At 53.7% G+C, this 20,123-nt stretch carries 15 protein-coding genes; 6 read left to right on the top strand and 9 right to left on the bottom strand.

The features are described 5' to 3' along the window. Nucleotides 1–10: 10 nt before the first annotated feature. Both yjbE and pgi read right to left on the bottom strand, forming a co-directional pair. Nucleotides 11–253 (bottom strand): exopolysaccharide production protein YjbE, encoded by a 243-nt coding sequence (gene yjbE / locus AC0LWE_RS15775; protein ID WP_011915494.1) that lies wholly within the window; start codon nucleotides 251–253, stop codon nucleotides 11–13. A 365-nt stretch (nucleotides 254–618) separates the two neighbouring features. Beyond that, complete coding sequence (gene pgi, locus AC0LWE_RS15770) at nucleotides 619–2,268, bottom strand: glucose-6-phosphate isomerase (RefSeq protein ID WP_202668109.1); 1,650 nt, start codon at nucleotides 2,266–2,268, stop codon at nucleotides 619–621. Nucleotides 2,269–2,642: 374 nt separating this feature from the next. Here pgi and lysC point away from each other — a divergent pair, with 374 nt between their 5' ends. The 3 genes from lysC to AC0LWE_RS15755 all read left to right on the top strand — a co-directional run bounded on the left by lysC (nucleotide 2,643) and on the right by AC0LWE_RS15755 (nucleotide 5,364). Further along, nucleotides 2,643–3,992 carry a lysine-sensitive aspartokinase 3 gene (lysC, locus tag AC0LWE_RS15765; protein ID WP_059179826.1) on the top strand — a complete coding sequence of 450 codons (1,350 nt, stop codon included), beginning with the start codon at nucleotides 2,643–2,645 and terminating at the stop codon, nucleotides 3,990–3,992. A gap of 92 nt (nucleotides 3,993–4,084) precedes the next feature. Then, nucleotides 4,085–5,029: a ketopantoate/pantoate/pantothenate transporter PanS gene (panS, locus tag AC0LWE_RS15760; RefSeq protein ID WP_219347168.1), complete on the top strand. Its 945-nt coding sequence runs from the start codon at nucleotides 4,085–4,087 to the stop codon at nucleotides 5,027–5,029. Nucleotides 5,030–5,091: 62 nt separating this feature from the next. Beyond that, nucleotides 5,092–5,364 (top strand): YjbD family protein, encoded by a 273-nt coding sequence (locus AC0LWE_RS15755; protein WP_059179824.1) that lies wholly within the window; start codon nucleotides 5,092–5,094, stop codon nucleotides 5,362–5,364. Here AC0LWE_RS15755 and rluF read toward each other — a convergent pair whose 3' ends face one another. Next, nucleotides 5,365–6,234, bottom strand: coding sequence for a 23S rRNA pseudouridine(2604) synthase RluF (gene rluF / locus AC0LWE_RS15750; protein ID WP_131486820.1), 870 nt, complete (start codon nucleotides 6,232–6,234; stop codon nucleotides 5,365–5,367). It lies immediately after the preceding gene. Nucleotides 6,235–6,423: 189 nt separating this feature from the next. On the opposite strand from rluF, the gene AC0LWE_RS15745 reads away from it, so the two are divergent. Both AC0LWE_RS15745 and AC0LWE_RS15740 read left to right on the top strand, forming a co-directional pair. Continuing rightward, nucleotides 6,424–6,741, top strand: coding sequence for a type II toxin-antitoxin system RelE/ParE family toxin (locus tag AC0LWE_RS15745; protein ID WP_219347169.1), 318 nt, complete (start codon nucleotides 6,424–6,426; stop codon nucleotides 6,739–6,741). Next, complete coding sequence (locus tag AC0LWE_RS15740) at nucleotides 6,734–7,021, top strand: addiction module antidote protein (RefSeq protein ID WP_059179821.1); 288 nt, start codon at nucleotides 6,734–6,736, stop codon at nucleotides 7,019–7,021. The genes AC0LWE_RS15745 and AC0LWE_RS15740 overlap by 8 nt, the downstream gene beginning before the upstream one ends. On the opposite strand, the gene AC0LWE_RS15735 is transcribed toward AC0LWE_RS15740, so the two are convergent. Together AC0LWE_RS15735 and metH are read right to left on the bottom strand one after the other, a co-directional pair. Next, nucleotides 7,018–8,649 carry a Na/Pi cotransporter family protein gene (locus tag AC0LWE_RS15735; RefSeq protein WP_219347170.1) on the bottom strand — a complete coding sequence of 544 codons (1,632 nt, stop codon included), beginning with the start codon at nucleotides 8,647–8,649 and terminating at the stop codon, nucleotides 7,018–7,020. The genes AC0LWE_RS15740 and AC0LWE_RS15735 overlap by 4 nt on opposite strands. Before the next feature lie 562 nt (nucleotides 8,650–9,211). Then, the gene (gene metH, locus AC0LWE_RS15730; RefSeq protein WP_219347171.1) at nucleotides 9,212–12,895 is read right to left on the bottom strand and encodes a methionine synthase; all 3,684 of its coding nucleotides are present in this window, start codon (nucleotides 12,893–12,895) and stop codon (nucleotides 9,212–9,214) included. A gap of 194 nt (nucleotides 12,896–13,089) precedes the next feature. Here metH and iclR point away from each other — a divergent pair, with 194 nt between their 5' ends. Further along, nucleotides 13,090–13,917: a glyoxylate bypass operon transcriptional repressor IclR gene (iclR, locus tag AC0LWE_RS15725; protein ID WP_072241915.1), complete on the top strand. Its 828-nt coding sequence runs from the start codon at nucleotides 13,090–13,092 to the stop codon at nucleotides 13,915–13,917. Nucleotides 13,918–14,004: 87 nt separating this feature from the next. Here iclR and aceK read toward each other — a convergent pair whose 3' ends face one another. From aceK to metA, 4 genes are all read right to left on the bottom strand, one after another. Beyond that, complete coding sequence (aceK, locus tag AC0LWE_RS15720) at nucleotides 14,005–15,726, bottom strand: bifunctional isocitrate dehydrogenase kinase/phosphatase (protein WP_219347172.1); 1,722 nt, start codon at nucleotides 15,724–15,726, stop codon at nucleotides 14,005–14,007. 43 nt (nucleotides 15,727–15,769) lie between these two features. Further along, on the bottom strand, nucleotides 15,770–17,074 hold the full coding sequence (aceA, locus tag AC0LWE_RS15715) for an isocitrate lyase (RefSeq protein WP_219347173.1): 1,305 nt from the start codon (nucleotides 17,072–17,074) through the stop codon (nucleotides 15,770–15,772). Between the two features lie 32 nt (nucleotides 17,075–17,106). Further along, on the bottom strand, nucleotides 17,107–18,708 hold the full coding sequence (aceB, locus tag AC0LWE_RS15710) for a malate synthase A (RefSeq protein WP_202714440.1): 1,602 nt from the start codon (nucleotides 18,706–18,708) through the stop codon (nucleotides 17,107–17,109). A gap of 270 nt (nucleotides 18,709–18,978) precedes the next feature. Next, nucleotides 18,979–19,908, bottom strand: coding sequence for a homoserine O-acetyltransferase MetA (metA, locus tag AC0LWE_RS15705; RefSeq protein ID WP_059179814.1), 930 nt, complete (start codon nucleotides 19,906–19,908; stop codon nucleotides 18,979–18,981). Nucleotides 19,909–20,123: the final 215 nt, after the last annotated feature.

Here is a 20,123-nt window from a genome sequence, read left to right as displayed (position 1 = left end):
ACACCCGTGATTACTGAGTGCTGGTTGTCGTGGTGGTCGTGGTTCCGGTATTGGAGCCATCACCGCCACCGGTTGCCGCCAGAGCGACACCCACGGCCGAGCCTACGGTGCTTGTCGCCGTCGCGGTAGAACTCCCCGCTGAGGCAGACGTTGCTGCTGAGCCTGCTGCTTCCCCGACCTGAACCGGAGCCGCATAGACAGACGTTGCCGCAAGCGCAGTTATGGCAAAAATGCCATACAGTACTTTCTTCATAACAATTTCCCTTCAATGAATGAATGGAGATTTGCCCAAAAAGAAATTCGGGCGGATTCGAGTATACACAACTAAAGCAGGCGGATTGACGTACGGGGAAATAGCCAGGCGGTTTTAGGATAAATGGATGAAAGGAAATATAAAACGCAAATATAAATTAATAAAATTATTTATATTCAATAACTTAAAATATAACTCTCAATATTAATACTCCGTATTTTCCTAAAATAACCCGCAGTTATTAACGGGGTAATCAGGCTTTTCGGATTAAACTCATAATAGAAATTTGCGTCAGGTAACGGACAACCGGAATTATCCGATAAAAAAATGCCGGCAGGTCGCCGGCATTCATTAGGGAATAAAGATTATGCGCGCCAGGATTTATAGCGATTAATCAGACCATTTGTTGAACTGTCATGGCTGTTAATATCTTTATCATCACCCAGCTCCGGCAGAATACGGTTCGCCAGCTGTTTGCCCAGCTCAACGCCCCACTGGTCAAAGGTGAAGATGTTCAGGATAGCGCCCTGAGTAAAGATTTTATGCTCATACAACGCAATCAACGCGCCCAGGCTGAACGGCGTAATTTCACGCAGCAGAATGGAGTTGGTTGGGCGGTTGCCTTCGAAGACTTTGAATGGCACCACGTTTTCCAGCGTCGCCGGATCTTTACCCAAATCGCGGTATTCCTGCTCAACCACATCGCGCGATTTACCAAACGCCAGTGCTTCGGTCTGCGCAAAGAAGTTAGACAGCAGCTTCTGGTGATGATCAGACAGGGCATTGTGGGTTGTCGCTGGTGCGATGAAATCACACGGAACCATTTTGGTGCCCTGGTGAATCAGCTGATAGAACGCATGCTGGCCGTTGGTACCCGGCTCACCCCAGATGATTGGGCCCGTCTGGTAATCCACCGCGTTGCCGTTACGGTCAACGTATTTGCCGTTGGATTCCATGTTGCCCTGCTGGAAGTACGCCGCAAAGCGGTGCATGTACTGGTCGTACGGCAGGATCGCTTCGGTCTCAGCACCAAAGAAGTTGTTGTACCAGATGCCGATCAGGGCCAGCAGAACCGGCAGGTTTTTCTCTGGTGCCGTGTTGGCGAAGTGTTTGTCCATCGCGTGCGCGCCGGAGAGCAGTTCAACGAAGTTGTCGTAACCCACGGACAGAATAATCGACAGGCCGATTGCCGACCACAGAGAATAACGACCGCCAACCCAGTCCCAGAATTCGAACATATTGGCGGTGTCGATACCGAATTCACCCACCGCTTTACCGTTCGTGGACAACGCCGCGAAGTGTTTCGCCACGTGTTTGTTGTCACCCGCCGTTGCCAGGAACCAGTCGCGCGCGCTGTGGGCGTTGGTCATGGTCTCTTGCGTGGTGAAGGTTTTCGACGCCACCAGGAACAGCGTGGTTTCTGGATTCACTTTTTTCAACACTTCGGCGATGTGGGTGCCATCGACGTTAGACACAAAGTGCATGTTCAGATGATTTTTGTACGGACGCAGCGCTTCGGTCACCATGAACGGGCCGAGGTCAGAGCCACCGATACCGATGTTCACCACGTCGGTAATCGCTTTGCCGGTATAGCCTTTCCAGCTCCCGGAAATGATTTCTTCTGAGAAGGTTTTCATCTTCTCCAGCACCGCATTGACTTCAGGCATCACATCTTTGCCATCAACCATAATTGGCGTATTGCTACGGTTACGCAGCGCAACGTGCAGCACGGCACGGTCTTCGGTACGGTTGATCTTCTCACCGGAGAACATGGACTTGATAGCCCCTGCCAGATCGGTCTCTTTCGCCAGATCCTGCAGTTTCGCCAGCGTCTCTTCCGTGATGCGGTTTTTGGAGAAATCCACCAGCATCTGGTCGTCGAAGGTTGCGGAGAATTTGCCAAAACGGTCGCCGTCTTTCGCGAACAGATCCGCGATGGAGACGTCTTTCATTTCGTCGAAGTGTTTTTGTAGTGCCTGCCAGGCAGAAGTCTGCGTTGGATTGATGTTTTTCATTAGCAATACTCTTGTGATTTGAGAATTGTGACTGCGGTCGATTGTAGCGCCTGCGCGGAGAAATTGTGATGGTTTTTATGCCATTGGCCTGGCCTGCATCAAACGCGAGTGAAAAGACCCAAAAAGTATAGCTGCTGAATCCTGAGCCTGCGGCCGGTCAAAAGTAGCCCGTTCAGCGGTAAAGTGAAGGATAAAATAGCGTCCTTTTATAAGTCCTGTTACTCAGGGGGTACCCCCCATGAAAAATCCGCATAATCCCAGCGTTGACAGGACTCCTCCCGCATTTTATTTATAGGGCGGTATTTGCGCCTGCACCTGTTTTCATTTCATTCTTGTGCCAGGGTCGCTTTATTCTTTTCCTACACGAGGATGTTATGACGAGTTTTGTTGTCGCCAAGTTTGGCGGGACCAGCGTGGCCGATTACGCTGCCATGAACCGCAGCGCCGATGTGGTGCTGGCCGATCCCAATACCCGCCTGGTTGTTCTTTCTGCATCAGCAGGAGTGACTAATCTGCTGGTTGCGTTGTCTGAGGGACTGGAAGCGACCGAACGCTTTGTGAAGCTCGACGCGCTGCGCAAAATTCAGTTCGATATCCTCGAACGTATGCAAAATCCTCACGTCATTCGTGAAGAAGTTGAACGCCTGATGGAAAATATCACCACCCTGGCCGAAGCGGCCTCGCTGGCGACGTCCACGGCGCTAACCGATGAACTGGTGAGCCACGGTGAGTTGATGTCCACCCTGCTTTTCGTTGAGATCCTGCGTGAACGCGACGTGATGGCGCAGTGGTTTGACGTGCGCAAAGTGATGCGCACCAGTGACCGTTTTGGTCGCGCCGAGCCGGACGTTGCTACGCTTTCTGAGCTGTCAAAACAGCAGCTGGCTCCGCGCCTTGCAGAAGGCATCGTGATTACCCAGGGCTTTATCGGGAGCGAAGCCAAAGGCCGCACCACGACGCTTGGCCGTGGCGGAAGCGACTACACGGCAGCCCTGCTGGGTGAAGCGTTGTATGCGACGCGCGTTGATATCTGGACCGACGTCCCTGGCATCTACACCACCGATCCACGCGTGGTGCCTGCCGCTAAACGTATTGACGTGATTGCATTCGAAGAAGCGGCTGAGATGGCGACATTCGGCGCAAAAGTGCTGCACCCGGCCACATTATTGCCCGCCGTGCGCAGCGATATCCCTGTGTTCGTCGGCTCCAGCAAAGATCCGAAAGCGGGCGGCACTCTGGTATGTAAAAACACCGTGAACCCACCGCTGTTCCGCGCGCTGGCGCTGCGCCGTAAGCAGACTCTGGTCACGCTGCACAGCCTGAATATGCTGCATTCGCGCGGATTCCTCGCCGAAGTGTTCGGTATCCTGGCACGCCATAATATCTCGGTTGATTTGATTACCACGTCGGAAGTGAGTATCGCGTTAACGCTGGATACGACCGGCTCAACGTCAACCGGCGATACGCTGCTGACTCAGTCGCTGCTGATGGAGCTTTCGGCCCTGTGCCGCGTGGAAGTGGAAGAAGACCTGGCGCTGGTCGCGATCATCGGCAATAAGCTGTCACGCGCCTGCGGCGTGGGCAAAGAGGTGTTTGGCGTGCTCGACCCGTTCAACATCCGCATGATTTGCTACGGCGCATCCAGCTACAACCTGTGCTTCCTGGTGCCGGGCCACGAAGCCGAGCAGGTCGTGCAGAAACTTCATCATAATTTGTTTGAATAAAATTCCTTAGCAGGATAAACAATACCTATCAGCCGGGCACAGACCCGGCTTTTTTATAACAAAACAACACACTAAAATCGCAAGGAAAGACTATGTTATCCGCCATCACCCGGCTGTTCCCGTTATGGGCGCTGCTGCTCTCTGTGCTCGCTTATTACACGCCAACCACCTTCACCCCGATCGGCCCGTGGGTCACCACGCTGCTGATGCTGATTATGCTTGGCATGGGCGTGCACCTGAAAATCGACGATTTTAAACGCGTGCTGTCACGCCCTGCGCCCGTCGCGGCGGGTATTTTCCTGCACTATCTGGTGATGCCGCTGGCCGCCTGGCTGCTGGCGATCGCCTTTAAGATGCCGCCGGATTTATCCGCAGGAATGGTTTTGGTCGGGAGCGTCGCCAGCGGTACGGCGTCAAACGTGATGATCTATCTGGCGAAAGGCGATGTGGCGCTGTCGGTCACGATTTCATCCGTTTCGACACTGGTGGGCGTGGTCGCCACACCGTTGCTGACGCGCCTGTACGTGGATGCGCATATTCAGGTCGATGTGATGGGAATGCTGCTCTCGATTTTGCAAATCGTGGTGATTCCGATTGCGCTAGGTCTGGTAATTCATCATCTGTTTCCGCGCGTGGTGAAGGCCGTTGAACCGTATCTGCCCGCCTTTTCGATGGCATGTATTCTGGCGATTATCAGTGCGGTGGTCGCGGGTTCAGCCTCGCACATAGCCTCTGTCGGTCTTGTGGTCATCATTGCGGTGATCCTGCATAACACCATTGGCCTGCTGGGCGGTTACTGGGGCGGAAAACTCTTTGGCTTTGACGAATCCACCTGCCGTACGCTGGCGATTGAAGTCGGTATGCAGAACTCAGGTTTGGCTGCAGCGCTGGGTAAAATGTACTTCTCTCCGCTCGCGGCACTCCCGGGCGCATTGTTCTCGGTCTGGCATAATTTGTCTGGATCGTTGCTGGCGGGCTACTGGTCAGGGAAACCGATTGAAGAACCGCACAAGAAAGATAGGGTGAAAGCGGGTTAATTCGCTTCGCGCCAGGTCTGGCTTGCTTTACACTGAAGCCTCTTCTACAGGAGGCTTCAGCGATGGCTACACCGAGATTGACCCAGAAAGACATGACGGAGAGCGAACAGCGCGAGCTGAAAACCCTGCTCGATCGCGCGCGCATCGCCCATGGACGCACGCTGACCAACGCCGAGACCAATCAGGTCAAAAAAGAGTACATCGACAAACTGATGGCTCAGCGAGAAGTTGAGGCCAAAAAAGCCCGCAAAGTCAAAAAAGCGCAGGCTTTTAAGCCCGACACCGAATCAACATTTTCCTGGTCAGGCAATACGGCACCACGTGGAAGGCGCTAATTAGCGCCCTTTCTTTTTGCGGCCGGGCTGAACAAAACGCTTTCCGGCTGGCTTGTTGCGTTCTTTTTCGGCAGAGGCCGGAACGTTCACAACAGGCCGTTTGATGCCCTGCGTTTTTGGTTTGGCCTTCGTCTTTGGCTTCGCGTCAGACGACGAGTTTTCGATGAGCTTAAACAGCTCAATCAGTTCATCACCGTTCAAATCACGCCATTCCCCGAGCGGGATACCCGCAAGGCTAACGTTCATAATACGTGTGCGTTCCAGCTTTGTGACTTCAAAACCAAAGTGCTCGCACATACGACGAATCTGTCGGTTTAAACCCTGAACCAGGGTAATGCGAAACGCAAACGGCGCCTCTTTTTTGACTTTACACTTCTTGGTGACGGTGCCCAGAATTGGGACGCCAGCGCCCATTCCACGAATAAAATCGTCGGTGATCGGTTTATTGACCGTGACCACATACTCTTTTTCGTGGTCGTTACCCGCACGCAGGATTTTATTGACCAGATCGCCGTGGTTGGTAAGGAAAATCAGCCCTTGTGAATCTTTATCGAGACGACCAATCGGGAAGATACGGCTGCTGTGGTTAACGAAATCCACGATATTATCGCGCTCGCCGTCTTCCGTGGTGCTGACAATGCCAACCGGTTTGTTTAACGCGATAAACACCAGATTTTCTTCGTCTCTTGGCTCGATTAACTGACCATTCACTTTGACCACATCGCCAGGGGCGACCTGATCGCCGATAGCCGCGCGTTTACCATTGATGAACACGTTACCTTGCTCGATGTAACGGTCAGCTTCGCGGCGTGAGCAAATCCCGCTCTCGCTAATGTATTTGTTTAATCGGGTTGATTGGTTGGGCAGCATAATTTCTCCTTTATAGGCGAAATATACCTTAGGTTGCGGCGAGTAAAAAGATTAGCCGCCAATATCTCAGTCGAGTTTGTGGCGTGCTTTCAGGATCTCCACGTTAGTCATTTACTCCCCTACAAGCACCTTCTAATTTCCTTCCATTCGTCAAACTGACACTGTAGTTTAAAAACAACATGGAGTAGTATGAAGGAGATTGTTCAAACAGAATCCTTCCGTTGCTGGGAGCAAAACGTAAACGATCCACGTGCAAAAACGCTTATTGCAGCGCGTTTATTCCGACTGGCTAATGGTCTGCCGGGGGATGTAAAACCTGTTGGAGAAGGTATCAGCGAGCTACGGATTCATTACGGCCCGGGTTACAGGATCTATTTTAAATCGCAGGGAAACATGCTGATCATTTTGCTCAGTGGCGGCAATAAAAACAGTCAGGATAAAGACATCATTCTGGCAAAGACACTCGCAAGGTCACTCGAAAATCGGGAGTTTATACACCATGACTGAACTCACTCATTACGATCCTGCCAGGGCGCTTATCAATGATGATGAAATTAGCGTATTCATGGCTGATGCGCTAGAAACTGGCGATTCTGCCTACATTGCTAAAGCATTAGGGATCGTTGCCCGCGCAAAAGGAATGTCTACCATTGCGACACAAACGGGTTTGTCTCGCGAACAGCTGTATCGCTCTTTTAGTGAAAAAGGTAACCCAACGCTTAAAACCACGCTTGCCGTTATGAAAGCGCTGGGTCTTGGATTGACGATTAAAAGTGCTGAAGATTAATAATCATCCCTTTCGTCATCTTCGTCCGGCTGTTCCATCACGCTATAGGCCACGGCGCAAAACAGCGAGTTGAGACGTTTCATATCGCCGAGCAGCCCCAGGTGAAGAGAGCTGGTTTCGATACTTTGCACGTTTTGTTGATGCAGTCGGTCAACGTGCGCATGCGAGTAGCGGCGATTCAGAATACGGAAGCGGTGCTTATTACGGCGCAAACGGCGCGCGCTGGGCACGTCGCTGGAGAAGAAGACCGACATCGCCAGCTTCAGGTTATTGAGCAACAGTTCCAGCAACGCGTCCAGCTCGGCCACGCCCTCCAGGGAAAATGCCCGACGCGCCACCAGCGATTTATCGGCAATCTCGCTGCCCATACGCTCGACAATATCGGATGCCTGCTCAAGGTTTAGCGACATCTCGATAATCTCCGCCCAGCGGCGGGATTCCTCTTCGGCCAGCTCATCCTGCGGCATGCGCGCCAGATAAAGTTTGATGGCGGTATAAAGCACGTTGATATCGTCAGCCAGCTTACGCAGCTCTTTTTCTTCGCGCGGCTCACCGTGCATGACCTTTTTCAGGCCATCCAGCATCGTTTCCATCGCATCGCCAATGCGCAGCGTCTCGCGCGCCGCATTGGCCAGCGCCAGCGCAGGCGTATCCAGCGCGGAGGTGTCGAGGTGTTTCGGCTTCAGGCGTGCGTCGAGCTCTGGCTCATCGCGGATCATACGCTTGCAGAAACTTGCCATTGGCCCGGCAAACGGCACCATCGCCAGGCAACGTACCAGGTTGTAGAAAACGTGGAAGTAGATAACCAGCTCAGCTTTCGGCAAGGGCAAATTATCCATCGCGTTCGCCAGCGGATGCACAAACGGCAGAATAATCAGGCTGCCCACCAGCTTAAACAGCAAACTGCCGAGCGCCACACGACGGGCGGCGGCGTTGGCGCCGCTGTTGTTCAGCATTGCCAGCAGTCCCGAGCCAAGGTTGGCACCGATCACCAGACACAGTGCCACCGGGAATGAAATCGCGCCCGCTGCCGTCAGAGTCGCGGTCAGCAAGACCGCGGCCAGGCTGGAATAACTGACGATGGCGAAGACCGCACCGATTAGCGCATCGAGCATGATGTCGCCGGTCAGCGAAGCAAAAATAACCTGCACACCGTTAGCCTGGGTAATCGGCGTGACGGCCTGAACAATCAGTTCCAGTGCCAGCAGGATCAGGCCGAGGCCAATGCCCACGCGCCCAAGCTGGCCTTCGCGCGTCTGTTTGCGCCCCAAAAAGAAGATCACGCCGATGAAAATCAGCAGCGGCGAGAGCCAGGAGAGATCGAAGGTCAACACGCGTGCCATCAGCGCGGTGCCCACATCCGCGCCCAATACGATGACCAGCGCGGGCGTCAGCGCAACCAGGTCTTGTGCCACAAACGAGGTGACAAGCATCGTGGTCGCATTGCTGCTTTGCACAAGCGCGGTGACGCCAATACCCGCGCAAAAGGCGAGCGGTTTCTTCTCAACGCTGCGGCTGAGGACAGTACGTAAGCGTGCGCCAAACACACGCATCACACCGGTACGGACAATATGGGTGCCCCATACCAGGAGAGCGACGGCAGAAAGCAGGTGTAACAGTGTCAGCACGGAAGTGGGTTCTCCTTATCGTTATGTGTTCCTTTGGTTCCCTCCCCGCTTTTCACGTGAGGAAGACCTTCTTCCAGTATAAGGCTTTAAACGTAATAAAGAGACAGGGCGCCGCATGAGCGCCCCGTATGTTGTAAGGAAAAGTGAAATATCTCGATTTATCTAGCGTCTGGTGCGAGCTGGCAAGTAATCAAGGTTAATACTGACCGTCGGCGGCGCAGCCAGATTGCACACGAACTGCTCGCAGCGAGGGGAGCGTACACAGAGTACGTGGCTAGAGCGAGAACAGCCCTGGTACGGGCTGGCAAGTAATCCAGGTCAATATTGACCGTCGGCGGCGCAGCCAGATTGCACACCAACTGCTCGCAGCGAGGGGAGCGTACACAGAGTACGTGGCTAGAGCAAGAACAGCCCTGGTGCGAGCTGGCAAGTAATCCAGGCCAATATTGACCGTCGGCGGTGCAGCCAGATTGCACACGGACTGCTCGCAGCGAGGGGAGCGTACACAGAGTACGTGACTCGAGCGAGAACAGCCCTGGTGTAAGCTGGCAAGTGAGCCAGGTCAATCCGCATCGTAACCCAGGTTAGGCGCCAACCAGCGCTCCACTTCCGACACGCTCATCCCTTTACGCATGGCGTAGTCTTCCACCTGGTCGCGTTGAATTTGCGCGACCGCGTAGTATTTGCTGTCAGGATGGCTGAAATACCAGCCCGAAACAGACGCGCCTGGCCACATGGCGAAGGATTCCGTTAGCTTCATGCCGGTATGGGTTTCGACATCCAGAAGTTGCCAGATCGTTCCTTTTTCGGTGTGCTCAGGGCACGCCGGATAGCCTGGCGCCGGGCGAATACCCTGGTAATTCTCGCGGATAAGCTCCTCATTGCTGAGGTTTTCATTCGGAGCATACCCCCAGTGCACTTTACGCACGCGCTCATGCAGATATTCCGCGAAGGCCTCGGCCAGACGGTCCGAAATCGCTTTAACCATGATTTTGTTGTAATCGTCGTGCTGCGCTTCAAACGCCTCCGCGAGAGCGTCTTCTTCAAGGCCCCCGGTGACAGCGAATGCGCCAATGTAGTCCGCTTTGCCGCTGAGTTTAGGCGCGACAAAATCGGCCAGGCAGTAGTTCGCAAAACCGACTTTTTCGGTTTGCTGGCGTAGATGACGGCTGACCGCCAGCACGCTGGTGCGGGTTTCATCGCGATAAATTTCGATGTCATCGCCCACGCGGTTAGCCGGGAACAAGCCAACCACACCGCGCGGATTTAGCGTTTTTTCAGCACTTAGCTGGTCAAGCATATCGTTGGCATCGTTGAACAAACGCTTGGCTTCTTCACCCACCACGTCGTCCTCGAGGATGCGCGGGTATTTCCCCGCCAGCGACCAGGTCATGAAGAACGGCGTCCAGTCGATGTAGTTACGCAGCGTTTCGATGCTGGCAGTAACGTCCTGCACGCCCAGACGGTGCGCCACGGGCGGCGTATAGCTTGACCAGTCAAAAGCCAGATCGTTTTCGCGCGCGGCGGCCAGCGTCACCGGCGGCGTGCGCGGCTTTTTACGGGAATGCTGGATACGCACGGTGTCGTACTCTTTGCGCGTTCGCGCTACAAAATCATCGCGTTGCGTGTCGGACAGCAGCGCGGAAACCACGCCAACGGTGCGCGAGGCGTTCTGCACGTACACCGTTGGCCCACTGTAATTCTGCTCGATTTTGACCGCCGTGTGCGCTTTTGAGGTGGTCGCCCCGCCAATCAGCAGCGGAATGGTAAAGCCCTGCCGTTCCATCTCTTTTGCCACGTTAACCATCTCGTCGAGCGACGGGGTGATTAACCCGGACAGGCCAATCAGATCGGCATTCACTTCACGCGCGGTTTTGAGAATTTTATCCGCCGGAACCATCACGCCTAAATCGATGATTTCGTAGTTATTACACTGCAGGACCACGCCGACGATATTTTTGCCGATGTCATGCACATCGCCCTTCACGGTGGCGATCACCATCTTGCCGTTACTGGAACTTTTTTCTTTGCTGGCCTCAATATAAGGCTCGAGATAGGCCACGGCTTGCTTCATGACACGCGCGGATTTCACCACCTGCGGCAGGAACATTTTCCCCTCGCTGAACAGATCGCCCACCACGTTCATGCCATCCATCAGCGGCCCTTCAATCACTTCAATAGGACGTGCAGCCAGCTGGCGCGCTTCTTCGGTATCCAGCTCGATAAACTCAGTGATCCCTTTCACCAGCGAATATTCCAGACGCTTTTTCACATCCCACGCGCGCCATTCCGCCTGCTGAATATTCGCGCTTTCATCCGCTTTGCTGCCACGATATTTCTCTGCCAGATCCAGCATGCGTTCAGTGGCATCATCGCGACGGTTTAAAATCACATCTTCAACCCCCTCGCGCAGCTCGGCAGGCAAGTCATCGTAAATCGCCAGCTGTCCGGCGTTGACGATACCCATGTCCATCCCATTGCGAATCGCGTAGTAGAGGAACACGGCGTGGATCGCTTCACGCACCGGGTCATTACCACGGAATGAGAACGACACGTTGGAAACGCCGCCGGAGATCAGCGCATGCGGCAACTCGCGTTTGATGTCTTCACACGCGCCAATAAAATCCTGCGCATAATTGTTGTGCTCTTCAATGCCGGTCGCGACGGCGAAAATATTCGGATCGAAAATAATGTCTTCCGGCGGGAAGCCGACCTCTTCGGTCAAAATCTTGTAGGCGCGTCGGCAAATCTCAATTTTGCGCTCGCGGGTATCCGCCTGACCGACCTCGTCAAAGGCCATCACCACGACGGCCGCGCCATAACGGCGCACAAGTTTGGCGTGGTGGATAAACGGCTCAATCCCCTCTTTCATCGAGATGGAGTTCACGATGCCTTTACCCTGAATGCACTTCAACCCTTTTTCAATGACGTCCCATTTCGAGGAGTCGATCATGATCGGCACGCGCGCGATGTCTGGCTCACCGGCAATCAAATTCAGGAAACGCACCATCGCCGCTTCAGCGTCGAGCATCCCTTCATCCATATTGATGTCGATGATCTGCGCGCCGCTTTCGACCTGCTGACGCGCAACATCCAGCGCTTCGTTGTATTTCTCTTCTTTGATTAACCGTTTGAATTTGGCAGAGCCGGTGACGTTAGTACGTTCACCGACGTTCACAAACAGGCTCTCTTTGCTGATGGTCAGTGGTTCAAGACCCGCCAGACGACAGGCCACCGGCAGGTCCGGCAGCGTGCGCGGCGGCAAGCCCGCCACGGCGTGACTCATTGCGGCGATATGTTCCGGCGTTGTGCCGCAGCAGCCACCCACAATATTCAGGAAGCCAGACTCCGCCCACTCGCGAATTTGCGCTGCCATGGTCACCGCATCGAGATCGTATTCCCCAAAAGCGTTTGGCAGGCCCGCATTCGGGTGCGCGGTGACATAGCAATCGGCGATACGTGAAAGTTCCTGGACGTACTGACGCAGTTCGTCAGGCCCCAGCGCACAGTTCAGACCAAAGGTCAGCGCATCCGCGTGGCGCAGAGAGTTATAAAACGCTTCAGTGGTCTGCCCGGAGAGGGTACGTCCGGAGGCATCGGTAATGGTGCCAGACACCATGATCGGTAAGTCAACGCCCAGCGCTTCCATCTCTTCTTTTACGGCGAAGATGGCGGCTTTGGCATTGAGCGTATCGAAGACCGTTTCGATCATGATCAGATCGGAACCGCCTTCCACCAGCGCTTTGGTGGATTCACGATACGCGGCCACCAGTTGATCGAAGGTGACGTTACGGAAAGCGGGATCGTTAACATCTGGTGAAATTGATGCGGTGCGGTTGGTCGGCCCCAGAACACCGGCCACATAGCGTGGCTTTTCCGGCGTGCGCGCGGTCCATTCATCAGCGCAGGCGCGAGCCAGCTTCGCTGCGGTGAAGTTGATTTCCGCCGACAGGGATTCCATCTGGTAATCGGCCATGGCGATCGTTGTCGAGTTGAACGTGTTGGTTTCGACAATGTCCGCACCCGCCTCAAAATAAGCGTGATGAATCGCCGCAATGACATCGGGTTTACTGAGCACCAGCAGGTCATTGTTGCCTTTCAGGTCGCAGGGCCAGTCGGCGAAACGTTCGCCGCGGAAATCGTCTTCGCTCAGACGGTAGCTTTGGATCATGGTGCCCATGCCGCCGTCCAGCACCAGAATTCGTTCGTTTAACTGCGCACGCAGTTGATCTATTTTGCTGCTCACACTTGCTCCCGACAACGCTCACCCAGGCCACCAGGCCAGTTATCCATACTGGCATAATCTGACTGAGCGGAGAAGCCACACAGCGTTAACATGAGACATGTTCACTATCACTCCTCCGATCAGTCAGGATAACGGTTGCAAAATCACCAAATAAAACGAAAATGATTTCCACGATACAGAAAAAGGAGTTCGCTATGGTTGCCACCGTTCCCGCTAAACGCGGCAGAAAACCTGCTGCCACTACCGCCGCTCAGCCTGCGGGTCAGGTCCAGTCGTTGACGCGTGGATTAAAGCTGCTGGAATGGATAGCCGAATCGCACAGCAGCGTAGCGTTAACAGAGCTGGCGCAGCAGGCGGGCTTACCGAACTCCACAACGCATCGTCTGCTGACCACCATGCAGCAGCTGGGTTTTGTCCGTCAGGTTGGCGAGCTTGGGCACTGGTCGGTAGGCGCGCATGCGTTTATCGTCGGCAGCAGCTTCCTGCAGAGCCGTAATTTGCTGGCGATTGTGCATCCGATTCTGCGCAAGCTGATGGAAGACTCCGGCGAAACGGTCAATCTGGCTGTCCTGGACCAGAGCGATCATCAGGCGATTATTATCGACCAGGTACAATGTACGCAGTTGATGCGTATGTCTGCGCCGATTGGCGGCAAGCTGCCCATGCACGCTTCTGGGGCGGGGAAAGCGTTCCTGTCGCAGCTAAGTGAGGAGCAAGTCACTGGCCTGCTGCATCGAAAAGGGCTACATGCCTATACGCATGCCACTCTGGTTTCACCGGTACATCTGAAAGAAGATTTAGCCCAGACCCGCAAACGCGGCTACTCGTTTGACGATGAAGAGCACGCGCTTGGCCTGCGCTGCATCGCGGCATGTATTTTTGATGAGCATCGCGAGCCGTTTGCCGCGATCTCCATTTCCGGACCGATTTCACGCGTGACTGACGATAGCGTAACGGAGTTGGGGGCGCTGGTGATCAAAGCGGCCAAAGAAGTGACGCTGGCCTATGGCGGGATTCGTTAAGGTTTTTGCGGTCTGATGCCCTCACCCCAGCCCTCTCCCACGGGAGAGGGGAAGACACTAAATCGGCAACGAGGTTGCCGTTCTGCTTTATTCTCGCTGGCAAAAGCGCTGCCGTTTGCGGTACGCGTACACATCTTCGACATGCCCCTCTTTGATTCGCGTTTGCAGACCACGCCAGTAATCGGCGCGGAACAGATCGTCGTGCATCTCTTCAAAGAGCGGCCCGATGCGCGGGTCGGCGCAGAGCCAGTGGCGAAACTCCTCCGGGAAGACATCGCCCGGCGAGACGCTGTACCACGGTTCACTGGCGAGTTCATCCTCAGGATATCTCGCTGCTGGAATGGTGCGGAAATTCACTTCAGTCATGTAGCAAATTTCGTCGTAATCGTAGAACACCACGCGTCCGTGACGGGTCACGCCAAAGTTTTTAAACAGCATGTCGCCGGGGAAAATATTGGCGGCGGCAAGCTGGCGGATCGCGTTGCCGTATTCTTCAATTGCATCGCGCAATTGCGCCCCCTCGACCTGCTCCAGCCAGATATTTAGCGGCACCATGCGACGTTCAATATAAAGATGGCTGATAGCAATTTTATCGCCCAAATCGGTGATTTTACCCGGCGCTTCCTGAAGGAGTAACGCCATCAGCGTGGGATCGATCTGGCGCTTATCCAGCACAAAGTTTTCAAACTCTTGCGTGTCCGCCATGCGCCCGACGCGATCGTGCTCTTTCACCAGCTGATAGCAGGCGCGAACGTGCGCCGCCGTCATCTCTTTTTGTGGTGCAAACTGATCTTTAATGACTTTAAACACGCGGTCAAAACCGGGCAGCGTGAACACCAGCATCACCATGCCGCGGATACCCGGCGCTTCAATAAACTGCTCATCGGTGCTGGTGATGTAGTGCAAATATTCGCGATAGCTTTCGGTTTTGGCGTGCTTCTGGCAACCAATCGCCATGTAGAGTTCGGCGGTGGTTTTGACAGGTAATATCTCGCGTAGCCATTCGACCAGCGCGGCGGGAAGCGGGGCATAGACCATGAAATACGAGCGGGCGAAACCGAAGACAATACTGGCCTCCGCGCTGGTCGTCAGGCAGGTATCGACAAACAGTTCGCCGTCATCAGAGCGATGGATGGGCAGTAAAAAAGGGATCGTGGCCTCCGGTGTGATGAGTTTGCCAACCAGCCATGCCGCTTTGTTACGGAAAAACAGTTCGTTTGCGACCTGTAAGTGGCTGTGGCGCAACGTCTCTTCACCCAGGGTTTCGACCAGATGTGCAGCGATGTAGCCGACATCACGTGCTTTATTCTGCCAGGGCAGTCGCAGGGGTAAATCTGACAGCACGTTGTTGAGGGCATTTTCCCAACCCTGTTCGGGAAAAAAATCTTTCGCCAGTGGACGGGGAATCGCCCGAAAGCGGCGCTCCGGCTGAGAACTGAAAATAAATAACCGCTCAGGAGATAACGAGCGGTGGTCAAATAACCGACAATAGACGGAGTTGAAAAAGCTCTCCGCAATCTCGAAGCGTGGGTAATCCGGTAATAAATGGGTGTAATGCTCTTTCACACGCAGCAGAAAATCCGCATCGGTGCTTTTGCCCTCGGTGATGCAACGTAACTGCTCCACGACGAGACCAACATGGTGATCGTAAAGGTGGATACGCTGCTTCATGGCCTGCTGAACGGCGTGCCAGTCGGCGTGCTCAAAGCGCTGCTGTGCGCCTGACGTGACCTCCAGAAAACGACCATACTGCGCATCAAAGCCCTGCAGAATGGTTTGTGCAATCAGTAACTCCAGACCTCGCGACATAGTTTTCCCTCGCCCCCTCCCGGAGGGAGAGGGAAAAATGCGGTTAGAACTGTGATTCTTCGGTCGAGCCGGTCAAGGCGGTGACGGATGAGGCGCCGCCCTGAATAATAGTGGTGACTTTGTCGAAGTAGCCCGTGCCCACTTCCTGCTGATGGGAGGCGAAGGTATAACCTTTTTGACTCGACGCAAATTCCGGCTGCTGCACTTTTTCGACATAGTGGCGCATCCCTTCACCCTGCGCGTAAGCATGCGCCAGGTCGAACATGTTGAACCACATACTGTGAATGCCCGCGAGCGTAATAAATTGAAATTTGTAGCCCATCTCGGAGAGCTGCTGCTGGAAGCTGGCGATGGTGCTGTCATCCAGATTCTTCTGCCAGTTAAACGAGGGCGAGCAGTTATAGGCCAGCAGTTTGCCGGGGTATTTTGCGTGTATGGCATCGGCAAAGCGTTTCGCCAGCGCCAGATCCGGCGTGGAGGTTTCACACCACACCAGGTCCGCATACGGGGCATAAGCCAGACCACGGCTGATCGCCTGTTCGATACCCGCATGAGTACGATAGAAGCCTTCGCTGGTACGCTCACCGGTAATAAATTCGCTGTCGTAAGCATCACAGTCGGAGGTGATCAGGTCAGCGGCGTCGGCATCGGTACGGGCGATAACCAGCGTTGGAACACCCAATACATCTGCTGCCAGACGCGCGGCGACCAGTTTCTGAATAGCTTCCTGAGTTGGGACCAATACTTTGCCACCCATATGCCCGCACTTCTTCACGGACGCCAGCTGATCTTCAAAATGAACGGCCGCTGCACCGGCTTCAATCATGGATTTCATCAGCTCAAACGCGTTCAGTACGCCGCCAAAACCAGCTTCTGCATCGGCAACGATCGGCAGGAAATAATCGACATAACGCGGATCGTTTGGCTCAATCCCCGAAGACCATTGGATCTGATCGGCACGACGAAATGTGTTGTTGATACGATCGACAACCGACGGCACAGAGTTAGCCGGATAGAGCGATTGATCCGGGTACATGCTGGACGCCAGGTTAGCATCGGCCGCCACCTGCCAGCCGGAAAGATAGACCGCTTCGATTCCCGCTTTCGCCTGCTGTAACGCCTGGCCGCCCGTCAGCGCACCGAGACTATTGATGTACCCTTTTTTCGATTCACCGTGCAGCAGACGCCACATTTTGGCCGCACCAAGCTGCGCCAGAGTACATTCAGGATTGACCGAGCCGCGTAATTTCACCACGTCCTCTGCGCTATACGGGCGTTGAATGCCTTCCCAGCGCGGCTGTGTCCACTCTTTTTGTAAATCTTCGATTTGTTGGGTACGCGTTTTCATGTGCAGATGCTCCGTATTATTATGGGGTGGATTTATGCAAGCAGGCGGTAACCTGGCAGGGTGAGGAAGTCGATTAATTCATCCGACGTCGTGATTTGTTCCATCAGACGCGCGGCGTCGTCGAAACGACCGCTGCTAAAGCGGTGCTCGCCCAGCTCGTCCTGGATGGTCATCAACTCTTCGGCCAGCATCTGGCGGAACAGCGATTTTGTCACCGGTTTGCCGTTGCTGAGGGTCTTCTGGTGATGGATCCACTGCCAGATGGAGGTACGCGAAATCTCAGCCGTCGCGGCATCTTCCATCAGACCGTAAATCGGTACGCAGCCGTTACCCGAAATCCACGCTTCGATGTACTGCACGGCGACGCGAATATTGGCGCGCATACCGGCTTCAGTCCGTTCGCCTTCGCAGGGCGCGAGAAGTTCCTCTGCAGTGACAGGCGCATCGTCTTCCCGACTAACGAAAAGCTGGTTCTTGTTATCGCCTAATGTTCGGTTAAAAACGTCCATTGCCGTGTCAGCAAGGCCTGGATGCGCAATCCACGTGCCGTCGTGACCGTTGTGGGCCTCCAGCTCTTTATCCGCTTTTACTTTGCTCAACACCTGATTGTTGCGCTCGGCATCTTTGCTCGGAATAAACGCAGCCATTCCGCCCATCGCGAATGCGCCGCGCTTGTGACAGGTTTTTATCAGTAAACGCGAGTAAGCGTTCAGGAAAGGTTTATCCATCGTGACCGCCTGACGGTCGGGTAAAACGCGATCAGGATGATTTTTTAGGGTTTTGATGTAGCTGAAAATGTAGTCCCAGCGCCCACAGTTCAGTCCTGTGATGTGGTCACGCAACGCGTGCAGGATCTCATCCATCTGGAATACCGCCGGCAACGTTTCAATCAACAGCGTGGCTTTGATGGTGCCGCGCGGTAAATTAAAGCGATCTTCCGCATAGCTAAACACTTCACTCCACCAGGCCGCTTCTTTCCAGGACTGGGTTTTTGGCAGATAGAAATAGGGACCGCTGCCTTTTGCCAGCAGATTTTGATAGTTGTGGAAGAAGTACAACGCAAAATCAAACAGGCTGCCGGGAATCGGTTCGCCACGCCAGGTGACGTGTTTTTCTGGCAGATGTAGACCACGTACACGGCAGATTAAGACCGCAGGATCCGGTTTGAGCTGGTAGATTTTCCCGGTTTCGTTGGTATAGCTGATCGTCCCATTTACCGCATCGCGCAAGTTGATTTGCCCTTCAATCACTTTGCGCCAGTCCGGTGCGAGCGAATCTTCGAAATCCGCCATAAACACTTTAACGTTGGCATTCATGGCGTTAATGACCATTTTGCGCTCAACCGGGCCGGTGATTTCAACGCGACGATCCTGCAAATCCTGAGGAATACCGCGAATCTTCCAGGCTGAATCACGAATGGAAGCAGTTTCCGAAATAAAGTCAGGCAGTTTGCCGTTATCAATATCCTGCTGTTGCTGAATGCGCGCCGCCAGCAGCGTTTGGCGCTTTGGCGCGAAGCGCGTGACCAGCTCAGCGAGAAATTCGACAGCCTCTGGCGTCAAAATCTGCTTTTCCTGCTCCCCGTGTGGCTGATTAAAGGCCAGTTCGTCTGCTGTCGTTGCCTGTTGAGTCATTACGCTGCTCCTCATCAAAGATCCCAATACACTCATCCAGTGCGAGCGAAAGATCGTTGGACAGTTTTCGCTCAGCAGAGTTAAGACTATCTATTATTTTTCTAAAATCAAAAACAATTTCCATTTTAATAATTAAATTAACTTAAATCACTGATTAACAATGTGTTAAATATTTTCTGGTTGTCGGTTTGTATTTCGGAAATAAAAAAGGCACCCGAAGGTGCCTTATCTGGAGAGCTGAAACGCTTTAGGATCGTTTGAGTCAGTCAATTATTCTAGCGTTGGATTCATATGTCGCAGATCGTATGGCGTGATCTGGTAGACGTAATAATTGAGCCAGTTGGTAAACAGCAAATTACCGTGGCTGCGCCAGGATGCTCTGGGCGTGTTTTGCGGATCGTTTTTAGGGAAATAATTGTACGGCACTTCCGGGCTCAGGCCTGCTTCAACATCGCGGAAAAACTCGCTTGCCAGCGTATGGGCATCGTATTCAGGATGACCCGTGACAAAGGCAATACGCTTGTCCCTGCTGGCAAAGAGATAAGCATCGCCATCTTCCGTCTCGGCCAGGATTTCCAGATCGGTGTAATCGCGAATGAGCGCGGCCGGGAAATCAGCATAGCGCGAGTGAGGTGCCAGGAAAAAGTCATCAAAACCGCGCGTCAACAACGCGTGGGGATGCAGAATATGGTGTTCGTAGACGCCAGACAGCTTGTCTGAACGCGTCTGTTTAGGGATGCCATAAAGAATATTCAGTGCAGCCTGGACGGCCCAACAAACAAATAGCGTTGAAGTCACATGATCTTTCGCCCACTCCAGCACCTGTTTGATCTGCGGCCAATAGGCGACATCGTTAAATTCGACCAGGCCAAGCGGTGCCCCGGTCACAATTAATCCATCGAAATTATCATTACGGATATCTTCAAAATCACAGTAAAAGTTGTTGAGGTGCTCAGAAGGGGTGTTGCGTGACTCGCGTGCATCGATACGTAAAAGCTGAACATCGACCTGCAGCGGTGAGTTCGAAAGAAGGCGAAGGAACTGGTTTTCCGTTTCGATTTTTTTGGGCATCAGATTGAGGATAAGGACCTTCAGCGGACGAATTTCCTGACCTGTCGCACGCGAGGCCTTCATTACAAAGACGTTTTCTTCTCGCAAAAAATTGACGGCTGGTAGCTCGTCCTGCACCCGAATCGGCATAGCCTTAAATCCTCACAGCATACGTATAAACGTTTAGACATCCAGATAGCTGACAATAACGAAGATTCATGTGAATGTCGAGTCTGTATGAGAAAGGTGAGAAAGTTTCACGGCGGGGGGAATGGATGAGATTGCCGATTTTATTGAGGCGTGGCTACAGAAGCAGTAAACATCTGGCTGACATATCAGACTGGCTTGTTTTCTGCGCAGCTCAC

Source organism: Lelliottia sp. RD5, from assembly GCF_056032945.1.
This window is presented reverse-complemented; position numbering and strand designations above follow the sequence as displayed.